Genomic DNA, 22,364 nt, shown 5'->3' on the forward strand with positions numbered 1-22,364 from the left:
ACAGCAGCCCGCCCCTCCGCAGAGTTCAGGACACCCCATGTACCGCACCGCACTGCGCAACGTGCTGGCCCACAAGGGCCGACTCCTGATGACGGCCCTCGCCGTCATGCTCGGCACCGCCTTCGTCGCCGGCACCATGGTCTTCTCCGACACCTTCGGCAAGGCCATGCAGGACAGCAACTCCAAGAGCTACTCCGACGTGTCGGTCCAGATCGTCGACCGGTCGGCCGGCTCCTCCGCCTCCGCCCGGGAGAAGAGCGAGACGAGCGCGGCCACCCTGACCGACGCCACCGTCCAGCAACTCGGCGCGCTCCCCGGGGCCGCCTCGGCCCGCGGCGTGGTCAGCGGCTTCACCGGCGTCGCCGACCGGAGCGGCAACCTGATCGGCCAGGCCTGGACCGCCAAGGGCGCCAACTTCGCGCCCGGCGCGGACGGCAAGGACGTCCGCTACCCGATGGCGGAGGGTCAGGGCCCGAAGAAGGCCCAGGAGATCGCCCTCGACCGCAGGACCGCCGAGAAGGGCGGCTACAAGGTCGGCGACACCGTCCGGATCGCCTCCAACGGCCCGGTCGCCGAGGCGAAGCTCACCGGCGTCTTCACCACCGACGACCCGGTGGTGAACACCGGCGGCACGCTCACCCTGTTCGACCGCGCCACCGCCCAGCAGCTGCTGCTGGAGCCGGGCCGCTACAGCAGCGTCGTGCTCGCCGCCAAGCCCGGCACCACGGAGGCCGCGCTGCTCGCCGAGGCCCAGCAGAAGCTCCCGGCCGGCCGGCAGTTCGACGCCGAGACCGGTCAGCAGCTCAAGGACGACGAGCAGAAGATGATCACGAGCAGCACCGACGGCATGCGGACCATGCTGCTCGCCTTCGCCGGGATCTCACTCTTCGTCGGCATCTTCATCATCGCCAACACCTTCACCATGCTGGTCGCCCAGCGCACCAAGGAGCTCGCCCTGCTGCGGGCGATCGGCGCCAGCCGCAAGCAGGTCACCCTGTCCGTGCTGATCGAGGCCCTGGTGATCGGCGCCCTCTCGGCCGCGGCCGGCCTGGTGGTCGGCATCGCGATCGGCGCCGGGCTGCAGTCCGCCGTCCACTCGCTGAACGACGGCCTGCCCACCGGCGCGCTGGTGGTCAAGCCGCTGACCGTGGTGGTCACCCTGGTGGTCGGCGTCCTGGTCACCGTCCTCTCCGCGCTGCTGCCCGGGCTCCGCGCCTCGCGGATCGCCCCGGTGGCCGCGATGAGCAGCGGCGACCAGCCGACCAGCCAGAAGAGCCTGCTGGTCCGCAACATCATCGGATCGGTCCTCACCGCGGGCGGTGGCGCGCTGGTCGCCTACGGCGCCTCCACCGGCAACGGCGACGGCCGCGCACCGGTCGCCCTCGGCGCCGGGGTCGCCCTGATCGGCGTCTTCATCCTGCTGCCGCTGCTCTCCCGCCCGGTGATCGCCCTGGTCGGCCCGGTGCTCGGCAAGCTGGCCGGTACGCCCGGCAAGCTCGCCCGGCAGAACGCGGTGCGCAACCCGCGCCGCACCGCCGCCACCGCCGCCGCCCTCACCATCGGTCTGACCCTGGTCACCGGCCTGACGGTGATCGGCTCCTCGGTCGGCGGAGCCCTCGACAAGGCCGTCACCAGCTCGATGAAGGCCGACTACCTGATCTCGACCGCGAACGACATGAGCCTGTCGCCGAAGGTCCCCGCCGAGGTCGCCAAGACCGCCGGAGTGACGGCCTCCTCGCCGCTCACCACCGTCTACTGGGACCTGAACGGCACGAACAAGTCGATCAGCGGCCTGGACGCGGCCAGCTTCGACCAGCTCGTCTCCGTCAAGCTGACCAGCGGATCCACCGCGGGCTTCGCCCAGGGCCAGGCCCTGATCGACACGGACGTCGCCAAGAAGAACAACGTCACCACCGGTTCGACCCTGACCGTCACCTACCCGGACCAGTCCACGGGCCGGCTGACCGTCGGCGGCGTCTACGAGTCGGGCGGCATGCTCGGCCCGGTGGTGCTGGCCAACAGCGAGATCGTCAAGCACGAGCCCACGCCGTACATCAGCGACGTCCTGGTCAAGGGCGCCGACGGTGCCACCGACTCGCTCAAGAAGGCGCTCAAGGACGCCACCGGCGCCAACCCGGTGATCGAGGTCAAGTCCAAGCAGGACGTCCGCGACGACTTCAGCCAGATCATCACCATCGCGCTGAACATGATGTACGGCCTGCTGGCGATGTCCGTGCTGGTCGCGGTCCTCGGTGTGGTCAACACGCTGGCCATGTCGGTCTTCGAGCGCAAGCGCGAGATCGGGATGCTGCGGGCGATCGGCCTGGACCGCAGCGGCATCAAGCGGATGGTCCGCCTGGAGTCGGTGGTGATCTCGGTCTTCGGTGCCGGCATCGGCGTGCTGCTCGGCTGCTACACGGCCTGGGGGATCCTCGGCACCCTGAAGTCCAGCATGGCGGGCCTGACCACGGCGCTCCCCTACGGCCAGCTGCTGCTCTTCCTCGTGCTCGCCGGCCTGGTCGGCCTGGTGGCCGCGATCTGGCCGGCCCGCCGGGCGTCCAAGCTGGACATCCTGGAGAGCATCAAGACCGACTGACCCACCGGCGCCGGGCACCGCACCGGCGCCGGACACGGAAAGACCCCCACCGGAGGGTTCGGTGGGGGTCTTTCGCTACTTCTGTACTCCGCCCGGTCGCACGGCCGGCTGAGCACCACGGAGGTCGTGGTCCGGCGACGCTGCCGGGCGGAGGGCCTCCGACTCATTTCCCGGTGCTCCCACACCGGGATCTCAGTCGCTTACTTGCTGCTGGCGAGTTCCTTGTCGGCGGCCGGCTTGGCGGCCTCGACCGGCTTCGGCGCGGGCGCCGCGGCCTCCTGGAACGCCTCGAACGGCTTCTCCATCTGGGCCAGGCCGACGGCCTCGCGCTTCAGGAAGACCGCCAGCGTCCAGTCGGTGAAGACGCGGACCTTGCGGTTCATGGTCGGGACCATGGCGCCGTGGTACAGGCGGTGGAACCACCAGGCCGGACGGCCCTTCAGCTTGTACTTGCCGAAGAGGATCGCCACACCCTTGTGCAGGCCGAGACCGGCCACCGCACCGAGGTTCTTGTGCTTGTACTCGGCCTGCGGGAAGCCGCGCATGCCCGAGATCACGTTGTCGCCGAGGACGGCGGCCTGCCGGACGGCGTGCTGCGCGTTCGGCGGGCACCAGGCGCCCTCGCCCGCGGCGAGGTCCGGCACCTGGGCGTTGTCGCCGGCGGACCAGACGTAGTCGAAGCCCTTGACCTGCAGGGTCGGGGCGGTGTCCACGTGGCCGCGCGGGCCCAGCGGGAGGCCGAAGTTGGCCAGCACCGGGTTGGGCTTGACGCCCGCCGTCCACACGATGGTGGAGGCGTCCGCCTCGACGCCGTTCTTCAGCACGACGTGCTGGTCGACGCAGGAGTCCATCGAGGTCTCGATGTAGATCTCGATGTTGCGCTCTTCGAGCTTCTCCTTGGTCCACAGACCGAGGTCCGGGCCCATCTCCGGGAGGATGCGGTTGGCCGCCTCCACCAGGATGAAGCGCATGTCGTCACGGCTGACGGTCTTGTAGATCTTGGCGGCGTCGCGCGCCATGTCCTCGATCTCGGCGATCGTCTCGACACCGGCGAAGCCACCGCCGACGACGACGAAGGTCAGCGCCTTGCGGCGGATCGCCTCGTCCGTGGTGGACTCGGCCTTGTCCAGCTGCGCCATGACGTGGTTCCGGAGGCTGATGGCCTCCTCGACCGTCTTCATGCCGATGCCGTGCTCCGCCAGACCCGGGATCGGGAAGGTCCGGGAGACCGAGCCGGTCGCGACGACCAGGTACTCGAAGGGCAGCTCGTACGAGTCGCCGGCCGCCGGCTGGATGGTGGCGACCTTGCGGGCGTGGTCCACACCGGTGACAGCACCGGTGAGCACCTCCGCCTTCTTGAGGGCGCTGCGCAGCGGCGCGACGAGGTTGCGGGGCGCGACGTTGCCGCCGGCCGCCTCGGGGAGGAAGGGCAGGTACGTCATGTACGACCGCGGGTCGACGACCGTGACGGTCGCTTCGCCATAGCGCATCTTCTTGAGGATGCGCATCGCGGCATACAGGCCGACGTAACCACCGCCGACAATGAGGATGCGAGGACGCTCCGTGGTGCTCATATCCGAAAGTATCCAGCACCGTCCGGAGCAGCCTTCGTGAGGCCGGTCACAAGCTCCTGGACACCCTGTGCTACACTTCGCGGCCACTTTCTCGGCCCCGGGGAGCTGTCTCACAGCCCTCCCCGCCTCCCCGTGAGGCTATGGACCCGAACGGCCCTGCTGAGCAGCAACGATCCATGGCACGCCTGGGTTCCCGCGCGTGATTTCGATTTTCAAACCCGCACGGGGGCGTCACCTGCGATCCAGCGGGCGACACGACGGACAGGCCTTCGGTCCCACATTTCGGACGTAGCGGACCGGTCAGCGCGACGAATGGCTGGATCGCCATGTGAAGAAATTCACGAACTTTCCCGCAGGGCCCCGGGCGCGCCCCGGCCCCGGACCCCCCGAAAGGGTTCCGGGGCCGGGGCGGTAAGCCTCGCACCGGGCTAGGAGGCGATACTCCAGGCGATGCCGTCCAGGATGTCGTGCTCGCTCACGACCAGCTCGGCGGCGCCGGTCCGCTCCATGATCTCCAGCAGCTCCAGCGCGCCGGCCGCGATGACGTCCACCCGGCCCGGGTGCATCGACGGGATGGCCGCACGCTCGGCGTGGGTGGCGGCGAGCAGCTCGGAAGCGATCCGGGCCACGTCCTCGCGGGTGATCCGCGAGTGGTGGATCCGCTCGGAGTCGTACCCGGGCAGGTCCTGGACGATCGCCGACACCGTGGTGACCGTCCCGGCCAGACCGACCAGCGTCGCCGCACCGGTCAGCGGGACGACCTCCTCGGCCTTGTCCAGCTCGGCCCGGACGTGCGCCCGCGCCTCGGCGACCTGCTCCGCCGAGGGCAGCTCGGCGCCGCCGAAGTGCCGCTCGGTCAGCCGGACGCAGCCGATGTCGACCGAGCGGGCGGCCCGGACGTCCTCGGCGCCGAGCACGAACTCGGTGGAGCCGCCGCCGAGGTCGAAGACCAGGTACGGCGCCGGGAACTGGCCGCCGGTGAGCTCCTTGGTGGCGCCGACGAAGGAGAGGTGCGCCTCCTCCTCGCCGCTCACCACCTCGGGCCCGACGCCCAGGATGTCGCGCACGCCCTTGGCGTACTCGTCACTGTTCTCGGCGTCCCGCGAGGCGCTGGTGGCCACGAAGCGGATCCGCTCCGGGGCCACCCCGAAGCCGGCGATCACCTCGGCGTACTCGCGGCAGGCCGCGAAGGTGCGGGCCAGCGCGTCCGGGTGCAGCCGGCCGGTCCGGTCCACGCCCTGACCCAGCCGGTTGATCACCATCCGGCGGTCGAGGTCGGTGATCGCCCCGGTCTCCGGATCGAGGTCGGCGACCAGCAGGCGGATCGAGTTGGTACCGCAGTCGATCGCGGCGACCCGGGTGACACTCATGCGTCGGGCTCCTCGGCATTCTCCTGCGCGGCCCGCTTGGCGGCGCGTTCGGCGGCCTTCTGCTGCTTGGCGGCGATCACGGCCTCGTGGTCCTGCTGCTTGGCGCGGTTCCTCGCGACCCGCTCGCCGGCGGCCTCGACCTCGTCGGGGGAGACGCAGGGGCCCTTGGCCCACCAGTCCTCCAGCATGCCGATCGCCTCGTCGCCGAGCGGGTTGACGCCCTCGCCGGCCGCCAGCGAGTGGCCGACCAGCACGTGCAGGCACTTCACCCGGTCCGGCATGCCGCCGGCGCTGGGGAAGCCCTCCAGCACCTCGATGGCGTCGCGGCGCGCGATGTAGTCCTCGTGCGCCTTCTGGTAGGCGGCGGCCAGCTCCGGGTCCTCGGCGAGCCGGGCGGTCTGCTCCTTCATCACGCCGTCCGCCTCCAGCGTGCCGATCAGCGAGGCGGCCTTGGGGCAGGTCAGGTAGTAGAGCGTCGGGAACGGCGTGCCGTCCGCGAGCCGGGGGGCCGTCTCCACGACGTCCGGGTTACCGCAGGGGCAGCGGTGCGCCACCGAGCGCAGGCCGCGCGGGACCCGGCCGAGCTGTGCGGCGATGGCCGCGACGTCGGTGTCGGAGACGGAGGGGTGGTTCTCAGTGGTCATGGGGGGAGCTGGCTCCAGCAGGGGCAGGGGCGGGTGAAGAGGGCGGGGCGAGAGCGGCGGTGTCGGCGGCGTCCACCGAGTCCCAGACGCTCGCGTACCAGGGCTTGGCGGCCTTGGCCGCGCCGTCGGAGGGGGCGGGCGGGACGGCGGAGGACTGGGTGGCGCCCCGGCCCGCCGGATCCACCGCGATGTACGGGGTCTCCCCCGGCATCGCGTAGTGCAGCCGGCTGCGGGCCTGCGCCTTGACGTACTCCGGGTCCTGCCAGCGGGTCTTCTCCCGGCGCAGCTGCTCGACCTGTTGCCGGGCGTGCTCGGCCTTCGCCCGCTGGGCGGAGATCTCGGAACGCTGGGAGATGAACTGCCTGGTCGGGTAGGCCAGGATCGCGACCAGGGAGCAGAGCACCAGGACGAGGACGGTCGCCCGGCTCGTGAAGCGAGGCCGGGCGGCAAAGCCCGGGATCCTCCAGCCTGCCATCTCCCGTGTCCCCTCCTGATCGCGACGGTGCCCCGCCGTCCACCCTACGGGGTGAACGGCGGGGCACCGGTCAGGCTTGCGCTACTGGGCGCGATCGGCCCTCGTGACGGGCCCGGGCCGACGACTGCTCGGCCGCGCGGCTACTACTCGGCGGCGCGGAAGCGCGGGAACGCGCCGCGGCCGGCGTACTCGGCCGCGTCGTCGAGGATCTCCTCGATGCGCAGCAGCTGGTTGTACTTGGCGACGCGCTCGGAGCGGGCCGGGGCGCCGGTCTTGATCTGGCCGCAGTTGGTGGCGACGGCGAGGTCGGCGATGGTGACGTCCTCGGTCTCACCGGAGCGGTGCGACATCATGCAGCGGTAGCCGTTGCGCTGGGCCAGCTCGACGGCGTCCAGGGTCTCGGTCAGCGAGCCGATCTGGTTCACCTTGACCAGCAGCGCGTTGGCGGTGCCGGTCTCGATGCCCTTGGCCAGGCGGGCCGGGTTGGTGACGAACAGGTCGTCGCCGACCAGCTGGACCTTGTCGCCCAGCTTGACGGTCATGGCCTTCCAGCCGTCCCAGTCCGACTCGTCCAGCGGGTCCTCGATGGAGACCAGCGGGTACGCGGCGACGAGCTCGGCGTAGTACTCGATGAGCTCGGCGGCGGAGAGCGCCTTGCCCTCGAACTGGTAGGCACCGTCCTGGTAGAACTCGGAGGCGGCGACGTCCAGGGCGAGCGCGATGTCCCGGCCGGGCACGTAACCGGCCTTCTGGATGGCCTCGGTGATGAGGTCGAGGGCCTCGCGGTTGCTGTCCAGGTTCGGCGCGAAGCCGCCCTCGTCGCCGAGGCCGGTGGACAGGCCGCGCTCCTTCAGCACGCCCTTGAGGGTGTGGTAGACCTCGACGCCCCAGCGGACGGCCTCGGAGAAGGACTCCGCGCCGATCGGAGCGATCATGAACTCCTGGATGTCGACGTTGGAGTCCGCGTGCGAGCCACCGTTGAGGATGTTCATCATCGGGACGGGCAGGACGTGGGCGTTCGGGCCGCCCAGGTAGCGGAACAGCGGCAGGTCGCTGGCCTCGGAGGCGGCGTGCGCCACGGCGAGCGAGACGCCCAGGATCGCGTTGGCGCCGAGCGAGGACTTGTCCGGCGTGGCGTCCAGGTCGAGCATGGCCTGGTCGATCAGGCGCTGCTCGGTGGCGTCGTAGCCGACCAGCTCGGGGCCGATCTGCTCGATGACGGCCAGGACGGCCTTCTCCACGCCCTTGCCGAAGTAGCGGTTCTTGTCACCGTCGCGAAGCTCCAGCGCCTCGAAGGCACCGGTGGAGGCACCCGACGGGACAGCGGCACGGCCGGTGCTGCCGTCGTCGAGGCCGACCTCGACCTCGACCGTGGGGTTGCCACGCGAGTCGAGAATCTCACGGGCTACGACGACATCGATGGACGGCACGAGGCATCTCCTAGCGGAAGCAGGTTCGGCTGACGATGGGTGCTGTCGGCCGGATGGTTGCGGAGTCGTTACGACCAGAGCCTAACCGCACGGGCTCCCGGGACCACGTCGACCTCGGTCCCGTCTCAGCGTGTGGCCGGGCTACCCACCGGTAGTTCACCTGGTTGTCCCACGAAATGCGGCCGGATGCGGACGAAGGGGGCCGAACCGGCCCCCTTCGTGGCGTCACCGCACGGGGAGTCACCACACGGGCGGTCAGCCGAGGTCGAGCTGCTGGCCCGGGAGGATCAGGTTGGGGTCGGTGCCGACGGTGCCGCGGTTGCCGTCGTACAGCGTCTGCCAGCCGCCGTCGACGCCCTGGGCGGCGGCGATCGTCGACAGGGTGTCACCGGACTGGACGGTGTAGCCGTGCCCGGTGCGCTGCTGGGCGGCGGGAGCGGCCGCGGCCGGGGCGCCGTGGGCGGCGGGGCGGCTGTCCTGGCCCGCGTACCCGCTCGCCTGCTGGGCGGCCTGCTGACCGGCGTACTGCTGGTAGACGCTCTGGTGGCTGGTCCAGTACCAGGCGCCGTCGCTCTGGTACCAGAAGACCTTCGCGTCGGCGTCCCAGCCGGGCTGGCCGGCGAAGCCCGGAGCCCGGTCGTCCTGCTGGGCGGGCTGCTGGGCGGCGGGCTTCGGGGCCTGCTGCTGGGCCGGCTTCTGCGCGGGCTTCTGCGCCGGCTTCGGCGCGGGCTTCGACTGGGCCGGCTTGGCGGCGGCCGTCGGCTCGGCGTCCGAGGAGGTGTCGACCGAGGCCGCGGCCCCGCCCTTGGCCAGGCCCGCCTTCTGGGAGCAGACCGGCCAGGCGCCCGGCCCCTGCGAGGCGAGGACCTTCTCGGCGACCGAGATCTGCTGCGCCCGGCTGGCCTGGTGGGCCTGCGGCGCGTACGAGGTGCCGCCGAACGCCTTCCAGGTGCTGGAGGTGAACTGGAGGCCGCCGTAGAAGCCGTTGCCGGTGTTGATGCCCCAGTTGCCGCCGCTCTCGCACTGGGCGACCGCGTCCCAGGTCGAGGCCGGGGCGGCCGAGGCGCCGGTGGCGGTGAGGAGCGGCAGGGCGAGTCCGACGCCGGCCACGCCGGCAACGGCGATGGCCTTCTCGGTCTGGGTGCGACGACGGTGACGGCCGGTTCCGACGAAGAGCATGGGGAAGTCCCTCTCCGCACGCCTGCGAGGTGAGCTGTCGGGTTCGGACCGGGAGGTGGCCCGGCCGCACGACGCGGACGCCTTCTGTCCGCGCGGGCGGCTTCACCCCAAGCCGTGGGGGACGGCAACAAACCTGGTTCCCCCGCCCCTGCCCAAGGGTTCTGGTCGGTTTCCCGTAACGCGGCGGGCAGGATTCGGCGTTCCGCGCACGAGGTCCGCAGCTGCGAACTCCAGGGAGGGTAGACAGATCCTCACATCAATAACAAGCTCATATCGCAGGTATCACACATAAATTACGGCGCGTGGCCGATCGCCTACCAACGACAGGGCTATGTCCGGTTTGATGCTGATTCATACCCGCCACCAGGGCGTGTCGGCGACACTCCGTCAGCGTGTCGAGGTCTCGGCACGACGAGATCGAGACACCGCCGGGGGCCGCCGGACGGATTTGCTCAGAGCCCGTCCACCGGTGCCGCGGAGGGCTTCTCGGGGGTGAATTCCACCGGGAGATCGCGCAGTCCACGCATGATCAGGCCACCGCGCCAGCGGAGCTCCTCCGGGCTTGCGGCGAGTCGCAGATCGGGCAACCGGGTGAGCAGGGTGGTGAGCGCCGCGCGCCCCTCCAACCGGGCCAGCGGAGCACCGATGCAGTAGTGGATGCCGTGCCCGAAGCCGAGGTGCGGGTTGTCCGTCCGGGCCAGGTCGAGGGTGTTCTCGTCGGCGAACCGCGCCGGGTCCCGGTCCGCCGCCGCGAGCACCACCAGCACCGGATCGCCGACCGGGATGTCCACGCCGCCGATGGTCAGCGGGCTGGTCGCGAACCGCCAGGTGGCGAGCTCCACCGGACCGTCGTAGCGCAGGAGTTCCTCGATACCGGTCTCCAGCAGCGCGGTCTCACCGCAGGCGATCGAGTCCTGGAGCAGCGCCCGCTGCCCGGGGTTGCGCAGCAGGGCGTAGGTGCCGTTGCCGATCAGGTTCACGGTCGTCTCGAACCCGGCGAAGAGGAGGATGAAGGCCATCGCCGCGGCCTCGTTCTCGGTCAGGTGCTCACCGTGGTCGCTGGCCCGGATCAGCCCCGAGATGAGGTCGTCGCCGGGATCGGCCCGCTTGCGGTGGATCAGCTCCGCCAGGTAGGCGCGCATCCGCTTGACGGCGCGTCCCACCCCGCCGCGCTGCCCGCTGCCGTGGCGGATCATCATGCCCGCCCAGTCCCGGAAGTCGTCCTGGTCCTCGGCCGGCACGCCGAGCAGGTCGCAGATCGCGTAGATCGGCAGCGGGAAGGCGAACTCGTGGATCAGGTCCGCCGAGCCGCGCTCCGCGAAGCCGTCGATCAGCCGGTCGGTGAGCTGCTGCACCCGGGGCTCGAACTCCGCCACCCGGCGCGGCGTGAACGCCTTCGAGACCAGCCGGCGCAGCCGGGTGTGGTCCGGCGGGTCGATGTTCAGCAGGTGGGTCATCAGATTGGCCTGGCGCTCGCCGGGGATGCCGACCCGGCCGCTGCGGTGGGCGTGCCCGCTGTGATGGGCCGGGTTCTTCGAGAGCCGGCTGTCGGCGAGCGCCTGCCGGGCGTCCGCGTACCTGGTCACCAGCCAGGCCTCGACCCCGCTCGGCAGGGTGGTGCGGTGCACCGGTTCGTGCTCCCGCAGCCACGCGTACGCCGGGTACGGGTCGGCGGCGAACTCCCAGGTGAAGAGCGGCGGGCGGGCTGAATCGGGCTGAACTGGCATGTGTCGACCGTATCCGGTGGGGAACCCCGGCGCGGCAGGCGTGAGCCTGGTCACCTGAGGGGTAATCCCTGTTGCGGAGGGTCAGGACCTGCCTACGATCCTCCGCAAGCAAAATGCGTGGGCGCCGGTGCGGAGCCGCCCACAGGGAGGAGCGCACCATGCGGGTCACCGGGGCAGTCGTGGTCATCGCCGTACTCGCCGGCGGGTCGGGAGCCGGCCTCGCCCGCCGGTTCACCGCCGCGGGCGCCTCCGGCGTCCTCATCGCCGACCAGCAGGTCGGCATCGCCGAGGACCTCGCCACCGAACTCGACCGGCCGGGCTGCCCGGTCGTCGGCGTCTGCGGCGACATCCGCCGCCCGAGCGACATCGCCGCCCTGGTCGACACCACCGAGAAGCACCTCGGCCCGATCGACCTGTTCTGCGTCGCCGGGCCGGGCGGCGAGCGCGTCGTCTCCCTCGCCGAGCTGCCGGACCACCTCGACCTGGAGCGGCTGGCCGAACTGCTCGCCCTGGTCGGCGAGGCGATCGCCGAGGTCGTCGACGAGGTGGTCCCGGTGCAGCGCCGGGCGGTGGAGGACGTGGCGGCGGTCTGACGGGGGCGCGGCGGGTCGCGGTGCGGGCGGCGTGCCCGGGCGGCAGGTCGCGGTGCGGGCGTGCCCGGGCGCGGGTCTCGGCCCGGGCGTGCTCCGGGGGCCGCTCGGGGCTACTCGGGCTTGAGCCCCTCGGCGGCGCGCACGGCGTCCCGGTAGCCGCGCGCGGCCGCCCGGAGCGCGGCGTCCACGTCCACCCCCGCGTCGAACGCCCGCTGCGCCACCGCGAGCAGCAGCCGGCCCGCCGACTCCGCCGTGAGCTCCGCGGGCAGCTCGTAGGCCGCGTCCGGCACACCGGTGAAGCCCGCCCGGCGCACCCGGGACACCAGCTTCGCCGCGTACGCCAGCGCGGGAAGACCGGCCGGCACGCCGTCCAGCACCGACTCGCGCTCCGACTTCTCGGCGGCCTTCAGCGCCTCCCAGTTCGCCTCCACCTCGGCGGCGCCCTCGGCCTCGACGTCCCCGAAGACGTGCGGGTGGCGGTACATCAGCTTCTCGACGATGTCACCTGCCACGTCGTCGATGGAGAACGCGTCGGTGGGGTGCTCCTCGGCGATCCGGGAGTGGAAGAAGACCTGGAGCAGGACGTCGCCCAGCTCCTCCCGGAGCGTGTCGCGGTCCCCCTCCTCGATCGCCTCGACCAGCTCGAAGGACTCCTCCACCAGGTACTTCACCAGGCTGGCGTGGGTCTGCTCGGCGTCCCAGGGGCAGCCGCCGGGCGAGCGAAGGCGGTCCATCACCGAGACCAGGTCCAGCAGCCGCGCGCCCGGCAGGTCGTACGAACCGGGCAGCACCTCGATCTCGGGCACCTCGCCCGCGTGCTCGACCGCGAGGCGCGCCAGCGCGTCGGTGAGCCCGGGGTCGCCGTCCGGGCTGCCCAGCCAGACCGTCGGCCCCGAGGGGGCCGGCTGTCCGGTCAGCAGCCGGGCGAGCGTGGGCGCCGAACCGGGCGCCACCACCTCCACCTCGACCCCCGCCTGCCGCACCGCCGGCAGCTGCGGGTGCGCGGCGTCCCCGGCGAGCACCCGCCCGGCCGACCGCAGCGCCTCCCAGGCGGGCCAGGCCAGCAGGCCGGGAGCCACCCGGTGGGTGGTGGTGAGCAGGATCAGCTTCGCGCCCGGAAGATTCGTCACACCCCGAACCTACCCGGCCCCGGTGAGCCCCCGCCTCCACGTTTCGCCCGGCCAGGGGGACGGCGGGGCGGGTGCCGGTCAGGCCGCGTACCGGGTATCGCCCGGCCCGGGGGCGGGTGCCGGTCAGGGTCCGGCACCGCGCTCCGCCCGGCCCGACGGGCGACAGGCACCGGCCCCCGAGGCGGCGGGGCCACGGCACCGGCCCGGCCCCACCGCCGCACTCCGCCCGCCCTCGAGGGCGACGGCTGGCCCGTGCACCGGCCGCGCCCCACCGCCCCGCTCCGCCCGTCTCCCCGATCCGCCCGATCCGCCCGATCGCCCGATCCGCCCGCCACACAGGGGCAGCGGCAGAACCGGGTGCCGGTCCGGCCCCGCCCCCACGCTCAAAGGACGGCGGCAGGCCGGTGGCCGCCACCCGTCCCGTGCGGCGGCAGGGGCGCGTGCCGGTCGCGGCGCGCGGAGTGGGAAGTCGGCCGGTCCGACTTCCTGTGCTCGTCGAGCCTGAGGGTCAGCCGGCCAGCCAGGGCGGGGTGTCGGGGAGGAGGGCGACCCGGTCGGCGTTCCAGGTGCCGTAGCGGGGGTTGACGCGCAGGTGGAGGGCGGCTTCGGCCAGGGCGAGGCGGACGGTGTGGTCGCCCGCCGGGGTGGCGGCGTCCTGGCCCGTGGCGGCGGCGAGGCGGCGGATGCTCAGCTCGCGACGGAAGTAGTCGTCGACGCCGGGACCGGCGACACCCCGGGCGGCCAGGACGCGGGCGAGCGGGCCGGCACCGCCGTACCGGTCCTGCGCCGCCGTCCGGGCCGCCGCCACCTCCGCGCCGCCCACCGCGAGCCCGCGGTCGGCCAAGGCGCGGGCGACGACCGCGTCGAGCAGCAGGTCCGCGACGGCCCGTCGTACCAGTCCGTCCGGCGGCCGGCGGGCGTCCGCGGAGGCGCCGCCGGCCACCTCGCGCAGCTCCGCGACCCGGGCCTCGACGGCCGCCACCGGGATCCGCCGGCCGTCCAGCACGGCCGCCGTGCCCGGCGTCAGCCCGCCGGCCCCGCAGGCGGCCAGCGTCGGGACGGCGAGCAGGGCGCCGAGGACGACGGCGGTCCGACGGTGCATGGCTGGTCTCCGGGGTGGGGGGCGGCAGGCGTTCGGAGGCGCCTTCCCGCGAGCGGCCGGACGGTGTCCCGAGGGTAGGGCGGCCCGGCCCCCTCGGCGCGGACCGTGCCCCGAACGGCTCACCCGGCGTGCGGCGTCAACCCCGACGATCGTCAAGGTCTCCTCCTGCCTTTCGACCCGGGCCTCGGTCCCCCGGCCACCCCTACCGTCCTGACCATGACGAACAGGGCCAGGAAGAGAGCGGTCAGGACGAGGACGGTCGAGGCGGACGCGGTCGGGGCCGGAAGGGTCGGGGCGAGGAGGGCGACCGGCCCCCGGGTGGCGGCAGCGGTGGCGGTGCTGGGTGCGGGCACCGCCGTGGTCGGGTGGCTGGCACCGACGGGCGGTGGGCGGGCCGGGCACGGCGGGCCGGTACGGGTGACCGGCGGCGCGTCCGCCGACGGCTACCGGCGGGTGGCCGATGTCGTCGTCGACGCGCCGCCCCGGTTCGCCTCGCTGCTGGAGCCCGCCAGCGAGGCGGGGCTGCTGGTGCTCGGGCTGCTGCTGGTGGTCTGCTGGTGGACGGCCCGCGGCCGACGCGCCGCCGACGCGGTCGCGGGGGTCGCGCTCACCGGCCTCGGTACCGTCCTCGCCTACGGGGCGAGCGAGGTGCTGAAGGTCGTGGTCGACGAGGAGCGGCCCTGCCGCACCCTGCCCGAGGCGCTGCCCGACGCGCTGTCGGCACACCCCGTCGTCGCGCACTGCCCGCCGCCGGGCGACTGGTCCTTCCCCAGCAACCACGCGACCCTGGCCGCTGCCCTGGCGACCGGTCTGGTCCTGCTGCGGCCGCGCTGGGCCCTGCTCGTCGTCCCGGTCGGGGTCGCGACGGCCGCGCTGCGGGTGGCCGCCGGGGTGCACTATCCGCACGACGTGGTCGCCGGGGCCGTTCTCGGCGGGGCGATCACGGCGGCGGTGGTCGTCGCGCTCCTGCCGCTCGCCACGGCGGCGGTGGCATCGCCGGTCGGGATACGGGTGCTGGGCCCGCTGGCGGCGGCGCGGCCGTCAGGCGCGCGGACCGCCCGCGCACGCTCCACCGGTGGTCAGGCCGGCCTCGTGGGCGAGGACGGCGGCGGCCGCCCGGTTGGCCACTCCGAGCCGCGCCAGGACGGAGCTCACATGGGCTTTCACGGTCCCCTCCACCACCCCGATCCGGCGGGCGATCTGCCCGTTGGACAGTCCGGCGGCGATCAGCGTCAGCACCTCCCGCTCCCGGGTGGTCAGCGTGGCCACCTGTTCAAGCGCGGCGGAACGGCGGTCGGCCGGGCCGCCGGCTCCGGTGGCGGCGAGGTGGGCGACCACGCGCGCGGCCACCTTGGGTGAGAGGTAGGCGGCGCCGTCCGCCACCGCCCGCACCCCGGCGATCAGTTCCTCCGGCTCACCCGACTTGATCAGGAACCCGTTGGCGCCACCGCCGAGGGCCCGCAGGATGAAGTCGTCCTCGCCGAAGGTCGTCAGCATGACGATCCCGGTGGCCGCGCCGGAGCGGCGGATCTCGCCGGCGGCGGTGATGCCGTCCGTGCCGGGCATCCGGATGTCCAGCACCACGACATCGGGGCGGTGGCGGCGGACCAGTTCGACGGCCTCCCGGCCGTCCCCGGTCTCGGCGACGATCTCGATCCCCGGATCGGTGGTGAGCACGGCGCGGACGCCGGCCCGGACCATCGGCTCGTCGTCGGCGATCACCACCCGGATCGGTGTACCGGCGGCGGCCCGCTCGCCGCGGCTCATCCGGCGCTCACGCGATCAGCGCTTCCAAGGAGATCAGTACGTCCCGTTGGAAGCAGAGCCGGTACGCATCGCCGGAACGGTCGTCGTCGAACGGCTCGGCGGTGATCGCGTAGTACTCGCACGTCACTCCTTCTCCCCGGGGCGGCGGGTTCCCCACGGACGGATGGTACGGAAACTGATGGGCAGGCAGAAACCGCTGGACCGTCGCCCGGTCCTGACCGATCCGCAGCGACGCGTAGTCCGCCGGCTCCAGCACCGCACGGCCGGCCGTGTAGATCGTCCACCCCCGCAGGACGGCGGTCAGCGCCAGCACGGTAACCAGTGGCACCAGTACGGTCGCCGCCATCATCCGGCCCACCCGGCGGCGGGCGCGGCTGAGTTCACGGACGGGGGAGACCGGGGCGGGCCCGGGCGGCGGAGTGACGGCGGCGCCGGAGCGCGGCAGATGGGCGAGCACCTCGAACCCGCCGCCCTCGGCGCGCGGCCCGTACCGGAAGGTGCCGCCGGCCAGTCTGACCCGCTCGGCCAGGCCGATCAGCCCACGGCCGCCCGCGTTCGGAGGAGCCGGTGCTGCCGGTACTGCCGCCGGACCCACCGGTGCCGGCCCGTTCACCACCTGGACGCGGACGCCCTCCGGCGTGTGGGCGACCCGCACGCCGACCCTCGCCTGAGGGGCGTGCTTGGCCGCGTTGGTCAGCGCCTCCTGGGCGACCCGGTACACGGCGTGCTCCACCGCGCGCGACAGGCCGTCCACCGGGCCCGTCATCGTCAGGCGGACCTGCAGACCGGCGGCGGCCGCCTCCTCCACCAGGTGGGCGACCCCCGCGTCGGCGGGCCCCCGGGCGGCCTCGCCCGCCGCGTCCGTCTCCTCCCGGAGGATGCCGATCACCTCGGCAAGGCGTTCCACGGCCGCTCCGGCGCCCTTGCGGATCTCCTGGGCCGCCTCCCGGTGTGCCGGGGCGAGATCGGGTGCCAGCTTCAGGGCACCGGCCCGCAGGGCGATCAGGCTCAGGTCATGGCCGAGGGCGTCGTGCATGTCCTGGGCGATCCGGGCCCGCTCCCGCAGCCGAGCCTGCTCCGCCACCAGTTGCTGCTCGCGCTCCAGCCGTTCCGCCCGCTCCCAGCCGGCCCGGACCAGTTCCTGGGACTGCCGCCAGAACCGGCCCGCCATCCAGGGCGCCATGCCCGCGCAGACCACCAGCGAGAGGAAGGACGTCCCCGGGACCATCCAGGCCGGTACCGCCAACGCCACCGTCACCCCGCCCGCCACGACCACGGCCAGCACGGTCACGGCCCACCGCACGCGATCCGTCCGCCACCCGGCCAGGAACGCCGTGGCGATCGCGGGCAGCGCCCACCAGATGCTCACCGCGCACGCCCCCGTGGCCACCGCCGTACCCACCAGCAGCGCCCCGTCGAGCCACCTGCTCCACCCGCTGCACCCGCTCCACCTGCTCCACCACTCACCGTTCACCCTCACGGCTACGACAGTAGGAGGCGGGCAGCAGCACCGAATCTGCCGAAAGTCATACCCGGCCCAGGCGGGCCGACCCAGCGGGCCACGCTGCTCGCCCGACTCACGCTGCACGCGCGCAGGAAGTCGGACCCGCCGACTTCCCACTCCAGCTCAACGGGCCGACGGCCAGGGAGCGGCGCGCGGGTCGGGGGGGGTGTGGGGTGTCGGCGGTGCGGTGCGGTTGGAGGGGGCCTGACGGCGCAGCGGTTCACCCAGCTCGCGTGGCTCCTCGCCGGTCGCGGGCGCGGTCCCGGGCCGGACCGGGGTCGGCTACGGGGCCGGGTACCCGTAGCCGGGCGCGGGCGGCGGGGTCGGGGTCGGGGTCCCGAAGGGCGGGCCGTACCCGGAGACCGGTGCCTGCGGGTAGGCCGGGCCGGACACGGGCGGTCCGTACGGTGCGGCGGGCGACGGGTAGTACGCCGCCGCGGCGGGCGTCTTCGGCCGGCCCGCCTCCCAGACCGCGCGCAGGTCCATCGCCAGGAAGTGCAGCGGTGCGCCGAGCCACATCAGCACCATGGCCACCATGCCGACGGTGTCCGCGGTGGGCGCGTCGCCGGTGCCGCCGGCCACGCCCGCGCAGACCAGGTAGGTGAGGAAGAGTGCGGCGAACACCGCCGCACCGAGGATGTCGTACGCCCGGCGGCGGCGGACCGCCAGCAGCAGCGAGGGGATCATGCCGAGCAGGCCGACCGTCACCAGCGGCGTGAGGACGCACAGCACCCGGCCGAGCACCCCGTAGGGCCCGGCCGCCTCCCCGGGTCGCCGGGCCGGGGAGGGCGGCGGCGGAGCGGGGTACGGCACCGTGCCCGGCGCCCCGCCGTGGGGCAGGCCACCGGGGAACGCGCCGCCGGGCGGTGGTCCGAACTGCCCGGGGTACTGCCCTGACATGTGCGCTCCTGAGCGGGTGAGGACGGCGGTCGGCCGCGGCACGGACGAACCCCGCACACCGTACCGTCCAGCACCGACCCGCCGGTGGGCTTCCCGGGCCCCGGTCCCAGGGCGAGGAGTCAGGAACGAGGATCCGCGGCACAGCAGAGAGCGGCGGCCCCGGGCGCATCGCCCGGGACCGCCGCCGCACATCCGCCGGAGCGGGCCGCTACTTCTTCGACCCCGCCAGGTCGTCGAACATCGCGGACAGGAACTCACGGCACCAGCCGAGCAGTTCCCGCCCGACCAGCGGCTTGCCGCCGATCCGCCCGGTGGACGGCCGGGGCACCAGCAACTGCTGGGCGGCCGCCTTCACCTGGCTGCGCGGGTAGAGCCGGTTCAGCCGCAGCTGCTGCGACTCGCGCAGCTCCACCGGCCCGAACCGGACGTTGGCGCCGGCCAGCGTGATGTCCGCGATGCCGCACCGGCGGGCGTACAGCCGCAGCGCGGCCACCAGCAGCAGGTTTTCCACCGGCTCGGGCAACTTGCCGTACCGGTCGACCAGTTCGTCCCGGACCTGCTGGATGTCCTGCTCCGAGTTGACCGCCGCGATCGAGCGGTAGGCCTGCAGCCGCAGCCGCTCGCCCGGCGCGTAGTCGTGCGGCACGTGGGCGTCCACCGGCAGCTCGATCTTGACCTCCAGCGGCTCCTCCTCCGGCTCGCCGCCGCCGGACAGCGACTCCCGGAACTCGGCCACCGCCTCGCCGACCATCCGCATGTAGAGGTCGAAGCCGACGCCCGCGATGTGCCCGGACTGCTCGCCGCCGAGCAGGTTGCCGGCGCCGCGGATCTCCAGGTCCTTCATCGCCACGTACATACCGGCGCCCATCTCGGTGTGCTGGGCGATGGTGGCCAGCCGCTCGTGCGCCGTCTCGGTCAGCGGCTTCTCCGGCGGGTACAGCATGTACGCGTAGCCGCGCTCGCGCCCACGGCCGACCCGGCCGCGCAGCTGGTGCAGCTGGGAGAGCCCGAAGGTGTCACCGCGCTCGACGATCAGGGTGTTGGCGTTGGAGATGTCGATGCCCGATTCGACGATCGTGGTCGACACCAGGACGTCGAACTCCTTCTCCCAGAAGTCGACGACCACCTTCTCCAGCGCGGTCTCCCCCATCTGCCCGTGCGCGGTGGCGATCCGCGCCTCGGGGACGAGGTCCCTCAGCCGGGCCGCCGCCTTGTCGATCGACTCGACCCGGTTGTGGATGTAGAAGACCTGGCCCTCGCGCAGGAGTTCACGCCGGATGGCGGCCGAGATCTGCTTCTCGTCGTAGGGGCCGACGAAGGTCAGCACCGGGTGCCGCTCCTCCGGCGGGGTGGTGATGGTGGACATCTCCCGGATGCCGGTGACCGCCATCTCCAGGGTGCGCGGGATCGGCGTGGCGGACATCGTCAGCACGTCCACGTTGGCCCGCAGCTTCTTCAGCTGCTCCTTGTGCTCGACGCCGAAGCGCTGCTCCTCGTCGACGATGACCAGGCCGAGGTCCTTGAAGCGGGTCTCCGAGGAGAACAGCCGGTGGGTGCCGATCACGACGTCCACCGAGCCCTCGAACAGGCCCTCCAGCACGGCCTTCGCCTCGCTGTCGGTCTGGAAGCGGGAGAGCGCCTTCACCGTCACGGGGAAGTTGGCGTACCGCTCGGCGAAGGTGGAGAAGTGCTGCTGCACCAGCAGCGTGGTCGGCACCAGCACCGCCACCTGCTTGCCGTCCTGGACGGCCTTGAAAGCCGCCCGCACCGCGATCTCGGTCTTGCCGTAGCCGACGTCGCCGCAGATCAGCCGGTCCATCGGGACGGACTTCTCCATGTCCGACTTGACCTCGGCGATGGTGGTCAGCTGGTCGGGCGTCTCCGCGTAGGGGAAGGCGTCCTCCAGCTCGCGCTGCCACGGGGTGTCCGGGCCGAAGGTGTGGCCGGGCGCGGCCATCCGGGCGGAGTACAGCTTGATCAGGTCGGCGGCGATCTCCTTGACCGCCTTCTTGGCCCGCTGCTTGGTCTTCGCCCAGTCCGCGCCGCCGAGGCGGTGCAGCGTGGGGGCCTCGCCGCCGACGTACTTGGTGACCTGGTCCAGCTGGTCGGTCGGCACGAACAGCCGGTCGCCGGGGTGGCCGCGCTTGGCCGGCGCGTACTCCAGCACCAGGTACTCGCGGGTGGCCCCCTGCACCGTGCGCTGCACCATCTCGACGTAGCGGCCGACGCCGTGCGCCTCGTGGACGACGTAGTCGCCGGCCGCCAGTGCCAGCGGGTCGATCGCGTTGCGGCGCCGGGAGGGCATCCGGCGCATGTCCTTGGTGGAGGACTTCTGCCCGGAGAGGTCCGTCTCGGTGATGACGGTGAGCTTGAGCGCCTCGTCGACGAAGCCGTGCTCGATCGAGCCGCAGGCGACGTAGACGACGTCCCTGGTCGGCGCCTCCCCGAGGTCGGCGACCAGCCGGGCCGGGATGCCCTCGTTGCCGAGCACCTCCGCGAGCCGGGAGGCCGGGCCGTGGCCCTCCGTCACCATGACCACCCGCCAGTCGGCGGCCAGCCGCTCCTTGGCGTCGGCGATGGCCCGGGCGGTGTCGCCCCGGTACGCCTCCACCGCGTGCATGCCCAGGGTCAGCGTGTTGACGTCGAACTCCAGCACCTCGCTGATGCTGGACTCGCTGGTCGCGAAGGGGCTGACCGACCACCAGGGGAGCCCGATCTCGGCGGCGTGCTCGCGCACCTCCGCGAGCGAGCGCAGCGAGGCGGCCGAGACGTCGATCGTCTCCAGGTCGATCGGCCGGTCCCCGCCGGCGGCGGCCGCCACCCAGGAGGCGTGCAGGAACTCCTGGCTGGTCGCCACCAGGTCGGCCGCCCGGGTGCGGACCCGCTCCGGGTCGCAGACCACGGCCACCGATCCCAGCGGCAGCACGTCCATCAGCAGTTCCATGTCGTCCACCAGGACGGGCGCCAGCGACTCCATGCCCTCGACCGCGATGCCCTCGGCGATCTTGTCCAGGATCTCGGCCAGCCCCGGCTGCTGGGTGGACAGCTCGGCGGCCCGCGCCCGCACCTCGTCGGTCAGCAGCAGCTCACGGCAGGGCGGCGCCCAGAGGCCGTGCTCGGCGATCTCCAGCGAGCGCTGGTCGGCGACCTTGAAGTACCGGATCTCCTCGACGTCGTCGCCCCAGAACTCCACCCGCAGCGGGTGCTCCTCGGTCGGCGGGAAGACGTCCAGGATGCCACCTCGGACGGCGAACTCGCCGCGCTTCTCGACCAGTTCGACCCGGGCGTAGGCGGCTGCCGACAACCGCCGGGCCACCGCCTCCAGATCGTGCGACTCACCGCGCAGGACGGCCACCGGCTCCAGCTCGGCCAGCCCCTTGACCTGCGGCTGGAGCACCGAGCGGACGGGGGCCACGATCACCTGCACCGGTCCGGCCGCCGGGTCGTCCGCCCGCGGGTGCACGATCCGGCGCAGCACCGCCAGCCGGCGGCCGACCGTGTCCGAGCGCGGCGAGAGCCGCTCGTGCGGGAGCGTCTCCCAGGCCGGGTACTCGGCGACCGTGTCGGGCGGCAGCAGCGAGCGGAGCGAGGCGGCGAGGTCCTCGGCCTCCCGGCCGGTCGCCGTGACGGCCAGCACCGGGCGGCCGCGCTCCCCGGCCGACTGCGCGGCCATCGCGCGGGCCAGCGCGGCGATGGCGAACGGCCTGGCGGCGGGCGGGCCGACCAGGTCCAGGTGGTGGCGAGCGCCGGCCGCGGTACCGATCGCGGTCGCGGCCTCGATCGCCTCGGCGAGCGCCGCGTCCCGCGCGACGACATCGAGCAGTCCGGTCAGGCTCATCAGGAGTCTCTTCTTCGTGCCGTGGCTGGTGCCGCCCGGGCGGCACCAGCCTGCCGGGGCAACGCGAACGGCCCGGCGCGCCGAGCGGCCGGGGGTCTCCAGCCTACGCCGCAGGGCCGACACGCACGCGGCGCACGGGCCCGGCGGGGCCGCAGGACCGGTGCGGCGGGCGCGGGGCCGGACCGGGCCGGCGCCCGGACGGGGACGAAGCACCGGCCGCACGCTGCGGCTCCGCCTCCGCGATCCGCCACGAACTGGACATACTCCTGTCACTGGCCGTCCATGGAGATCGCGCACCATGGTGACTGTGCCCGCCGCACCCAACCGTGGGGGATGGCTGCGGAGGGCACAGTCGCACACCCGATGGGGGTCGGGGGTGCGAGGCCGGGCGACCCTGGGTGGGGGCGCCCGCCCAAGCGCCGGGAACCGTGGCGCCCTTTCCTGGAGGGCGCCACGGGTCTCGGCCTCTTTCATGGTGCGCGGGCACCCGCTCCGCGCGCCCGTCCCCCGCCGCGCACCCCCTTCCGCGCCCTCG

The 22,364-nt window shown here is 73.2% G+C and carries 16 protein-coding genes, 1 pseudogene and 1 riboswitch; of the genes and pseudogenes, 3 read left to right on the plus strand and 14 right to left on the minus strand.

Annotation, left to right across the window (positions count from 1 at the left end; genetic code table 11):
* The first annotated feature begins 37 nt into the window (after positions 1 to 37).
* Positions 38 to 2,596 carry an ABC transporter permease gene (locus tag ACFWA9_RS26725; RefSeq protein WP_380390289.1) on the plus strand — a complete coding sequence of 853 codons (2,559 nt, stop codon included), beginning with the start codon at positions 38 to 40 and terminating at the stop codon, positions 2,594 to 2,596.
* Positions 2,597 to 2,796: 200 nt separating this feature from the next.
* On the opposite strand, the gene ACFWA9_RS26730 is transcribed toward ACFWA9_RS26725, so the two are convergent.
* The 7 genes from ACFWA9_RS26730 to ACFWA9_RS26760 form a co-directional block, all read right to left on the minus strand.
* On the minus strand, positions 2,797 to 4,170 hold the full coding sequence (locus tag ACFWA9_RS26730; RefSeq protein WP_329489347.1) for an FAD-dependent oxidoreductase: 1,374 nt from the start codon (positions 4,168 to 4,170) through the stop codon (positions 2,797 to 2,799).
* A gap of 428 nt (positions 4,171 to 4,598) precedes the next feature.
* Positions 4,599 to 5,540 (minus strand): Ppx/GppA phosphatase family protein, encoded by a 942-nt coding sequence (locus tag ACFWA9_RS26735; protein WP_329489346.1) that lies wholly within the window; start codon positions 5,538 to 5,540, stop codon positions 4,599 to 4,601.
* Complete coding sequence (locus ACFWA9_RS26740) at positions 5,537 to 6,202, minus strand: DUF501 domain-containing protein (RefSeq protein ID WP_380390315.1); 666 nt, start codon at positions 6,200 to 6,202, stop codon at positions 5,537 to 5,539. Before ACFWA9_RS26740 ends, ACFWA9_RS26735 begins: the two co-directional genes overlap by 4 nt.
* The gene (locus tag ACFWA9_RS26745; RefSeq protein ID WP_380390291.1) at positions 6,174 to 6,659 is read right to left on the minus strand and encodes a septum formation initiator family protein; all 486 of its coding nucleotides are present in this window, start codon (positions 6,657 to 6,659) and stop codon (positions 6,174 to 6,176) included. Before ACFWA9_RS26745 ends, ACFWA9_RS26740 begins: the two co-directional genes overlap by 29 nt.
* Positions 6,660 to 6,802: 143 nt before the next feature.
* Positions 6,803 to 8,089 carry a phosphopyruvate hydratase gene (gene eno, locus ACFWA9_RS26750; RefSeq protein WP_352296673.1) on the minus strand — a complete coding sequence of 429 codons (1,287 nt, stop codon included), beginning with the start codon at positions 8,087 to 8,089 and terminating at the stop codon, positions 6,803 to 6,805.
* Between the two features lie 255 nt (positions 8,090 to 8,344).
* Positions 8,345 to 9,268, minus strand: coding sequence for a transglycosylase family protein (locus ACFWA9_RS26755; RefSeq protein WP_380390293.1), 924 nt, complete (start codon positions 9,266 to 9,268; stop codon positions 8,345 to 8,347).
* A 5-nt stretch (positions 9,269 to 9,273) separates the two neighbouring features.
* Positions 9,274 to 9,446: riboswitch (cyclic di-AMP (ydaO/yuaA leader) on the minus strand.
* Positions 9,447 to 9,720: 274 nt separating this feature from the next.
* A complete protein-coding gene (locus tag ACFWA9_RS26760; protein ID WP_380390295.1) occupies positions 9,721 to 10,995 on the minus strand; it encodes a cytochrome P450 in 1,275 nt (424 codons plus the stop codon).
* A 158-nt stretch (positions 10,996 to 11,153) separates the two neighbouring features.
* Here ACFWA9_RS26760 and ACFWA9_RS26765 point away from each other — a divergent pair, with 158 nt between their 5' ends.
* Positions 11,154 to 11,588: an SDR family NAD(P)-dependent oxidoreductase gene (locus ACFWA9_RS26765; RefSeq protein WP_329489340.1), complete on the plus strand. Its 435-nt coding sequence runs from the start codon at positions 11,154 to 11,156 to the stop codon at positions 11,586 to 11,588.
* Between the two features lie 110 nt (positions 11,589 to 11,698).
* On the opposite strand, the gene ACFWA9_RS26770 is transcribed toward ACFWA9_RS26765, so the two are convergent.
* The 3 genes from ACFWA9_RS26770 to ACFWA9_RS26780 all read right to left on the minus strand — a co-directional run bounded on the left by ACFWA9_RS26770 (position 11,699) and on the right by ACFWA9_RS26780 (position 14,431).
* Complete coding sequence (locus tag ACFWA9_RS26770; protein WP_380390297.1) at positions 11,699 to 12,718, minus strand: MazG family protein; 1,020 nt, start codon at positions 12,716 to 12,718, stop codon at positions 11,699 to 11,701.
* A 508-nt stretch (positions 12,719 to 13,226) separates the two neighbouring features.
* The gene (locus tag ACFWA9_RS26775; RefSeq protein WP_380390299.1) at positions 13,227 to 13,820 is read right to left on the minus strand and encodes a hypothetical protein; all 594 of its coding nucleotides are present in this window, start codon (positions 13,818 to 13,820) and stop codon (positions 13,227 to 13,229) included.
* Positions 13,821 to 14,263: 443 nt separating this feature from the next.
* Positions 14,264 to 14,431, minus strand: coding sequence for a hypothetical protein (locus ACFWA9_RS26780; RefSeq protein ID WP_380390317.1), 168 nt, complete (start codon positions 14,429 to 14,431; stop codon positions 14,264 to 14,266).
* On the opposite strand from ACFWA9_RS26780, the pseudogene ACFWA9_RS26785 reads away from it, so the two are divergent.
* Positions 14,367 to 14,768 (plus strand): annotated as a pseudogene (locus ACFWA9_RS26785) (phosphatase PAP2 family protein); the annotation flags it as partial. The gene ACFWA9_RS26780 and the pseudogene ACFWA9_RS26785 sit on opposite strands and share 65 nt — an antisense overlap.
* A 93-nt stretch (positions 14,769 to 14,861) precedes the next feature.
* Here the strand turns inward: ACFWA9_RS26785 and ACFWA9_RS26790 are convergent.
* From ACFWA9_RS26790 to mfd, 4 genes are all read right to left on the minus strand, one after another.
* Positions 14,862 to 15,587: a response regulator gene (locus tag ACFWA9_RS26790; protein WP_380390301.1), complete on the minus strand. Its 726-nt coding sequence runs from the start codon at positions 15,585 to 15,587 to the stop codon at positions 14,862 to 14,864.
* Positions 15,588 to 15,594: 7 nt separating this feature from the next.
* Positions 15,595 to 17,067 carry a sensor histidine kinase gene (locus ACFWA9_RS26795; RefSeq protein ID WP_380390303.1) on the minus strand — a complete coding sequence of 491 codons (1,473 nt, stop codon included), beginning with the start codon at positions 17,065 to 17,067 and terminating at the stop codon, positions 15,595 to 15,597.
* Positions 17,068 to 17,373: 306 nt separating this feature from the next.
* Entirely contained in the window at positions 17,374 to 17,991 is a 618-nt protein-coding gene (locus ACFWA9_RS26800; RefSeq protein ID WP_380390305.1) for a hypothetical protein, read from the minus strand.
* A 208-nt stretch (positions 17,992 to 18,199) separates the two neighbouring features.
* Complete coding sequence (gene mfd / locus ACFWA9_RS26805) at positions 18,200 to 21,829, minus strand: transcription-repair coupling factor (RefSeq protein WP_380390306.1); 3,630 nt, start codon at positions 21,827 to 21,829, stop codon at positions 18,200 to 18,202.
* Positions 21,830 to 22,364 lie beyond the last annotated feature (535 nt).

Source organism: Kitasatospora sp. NPDC059973 (genome assembly GCF_042737525.1).
Classification (GTDB): Bacteria; Actinomycetota; Actinomycetes; order Streptomycetales; family Streptomycetaceae; genus Kitasatospora.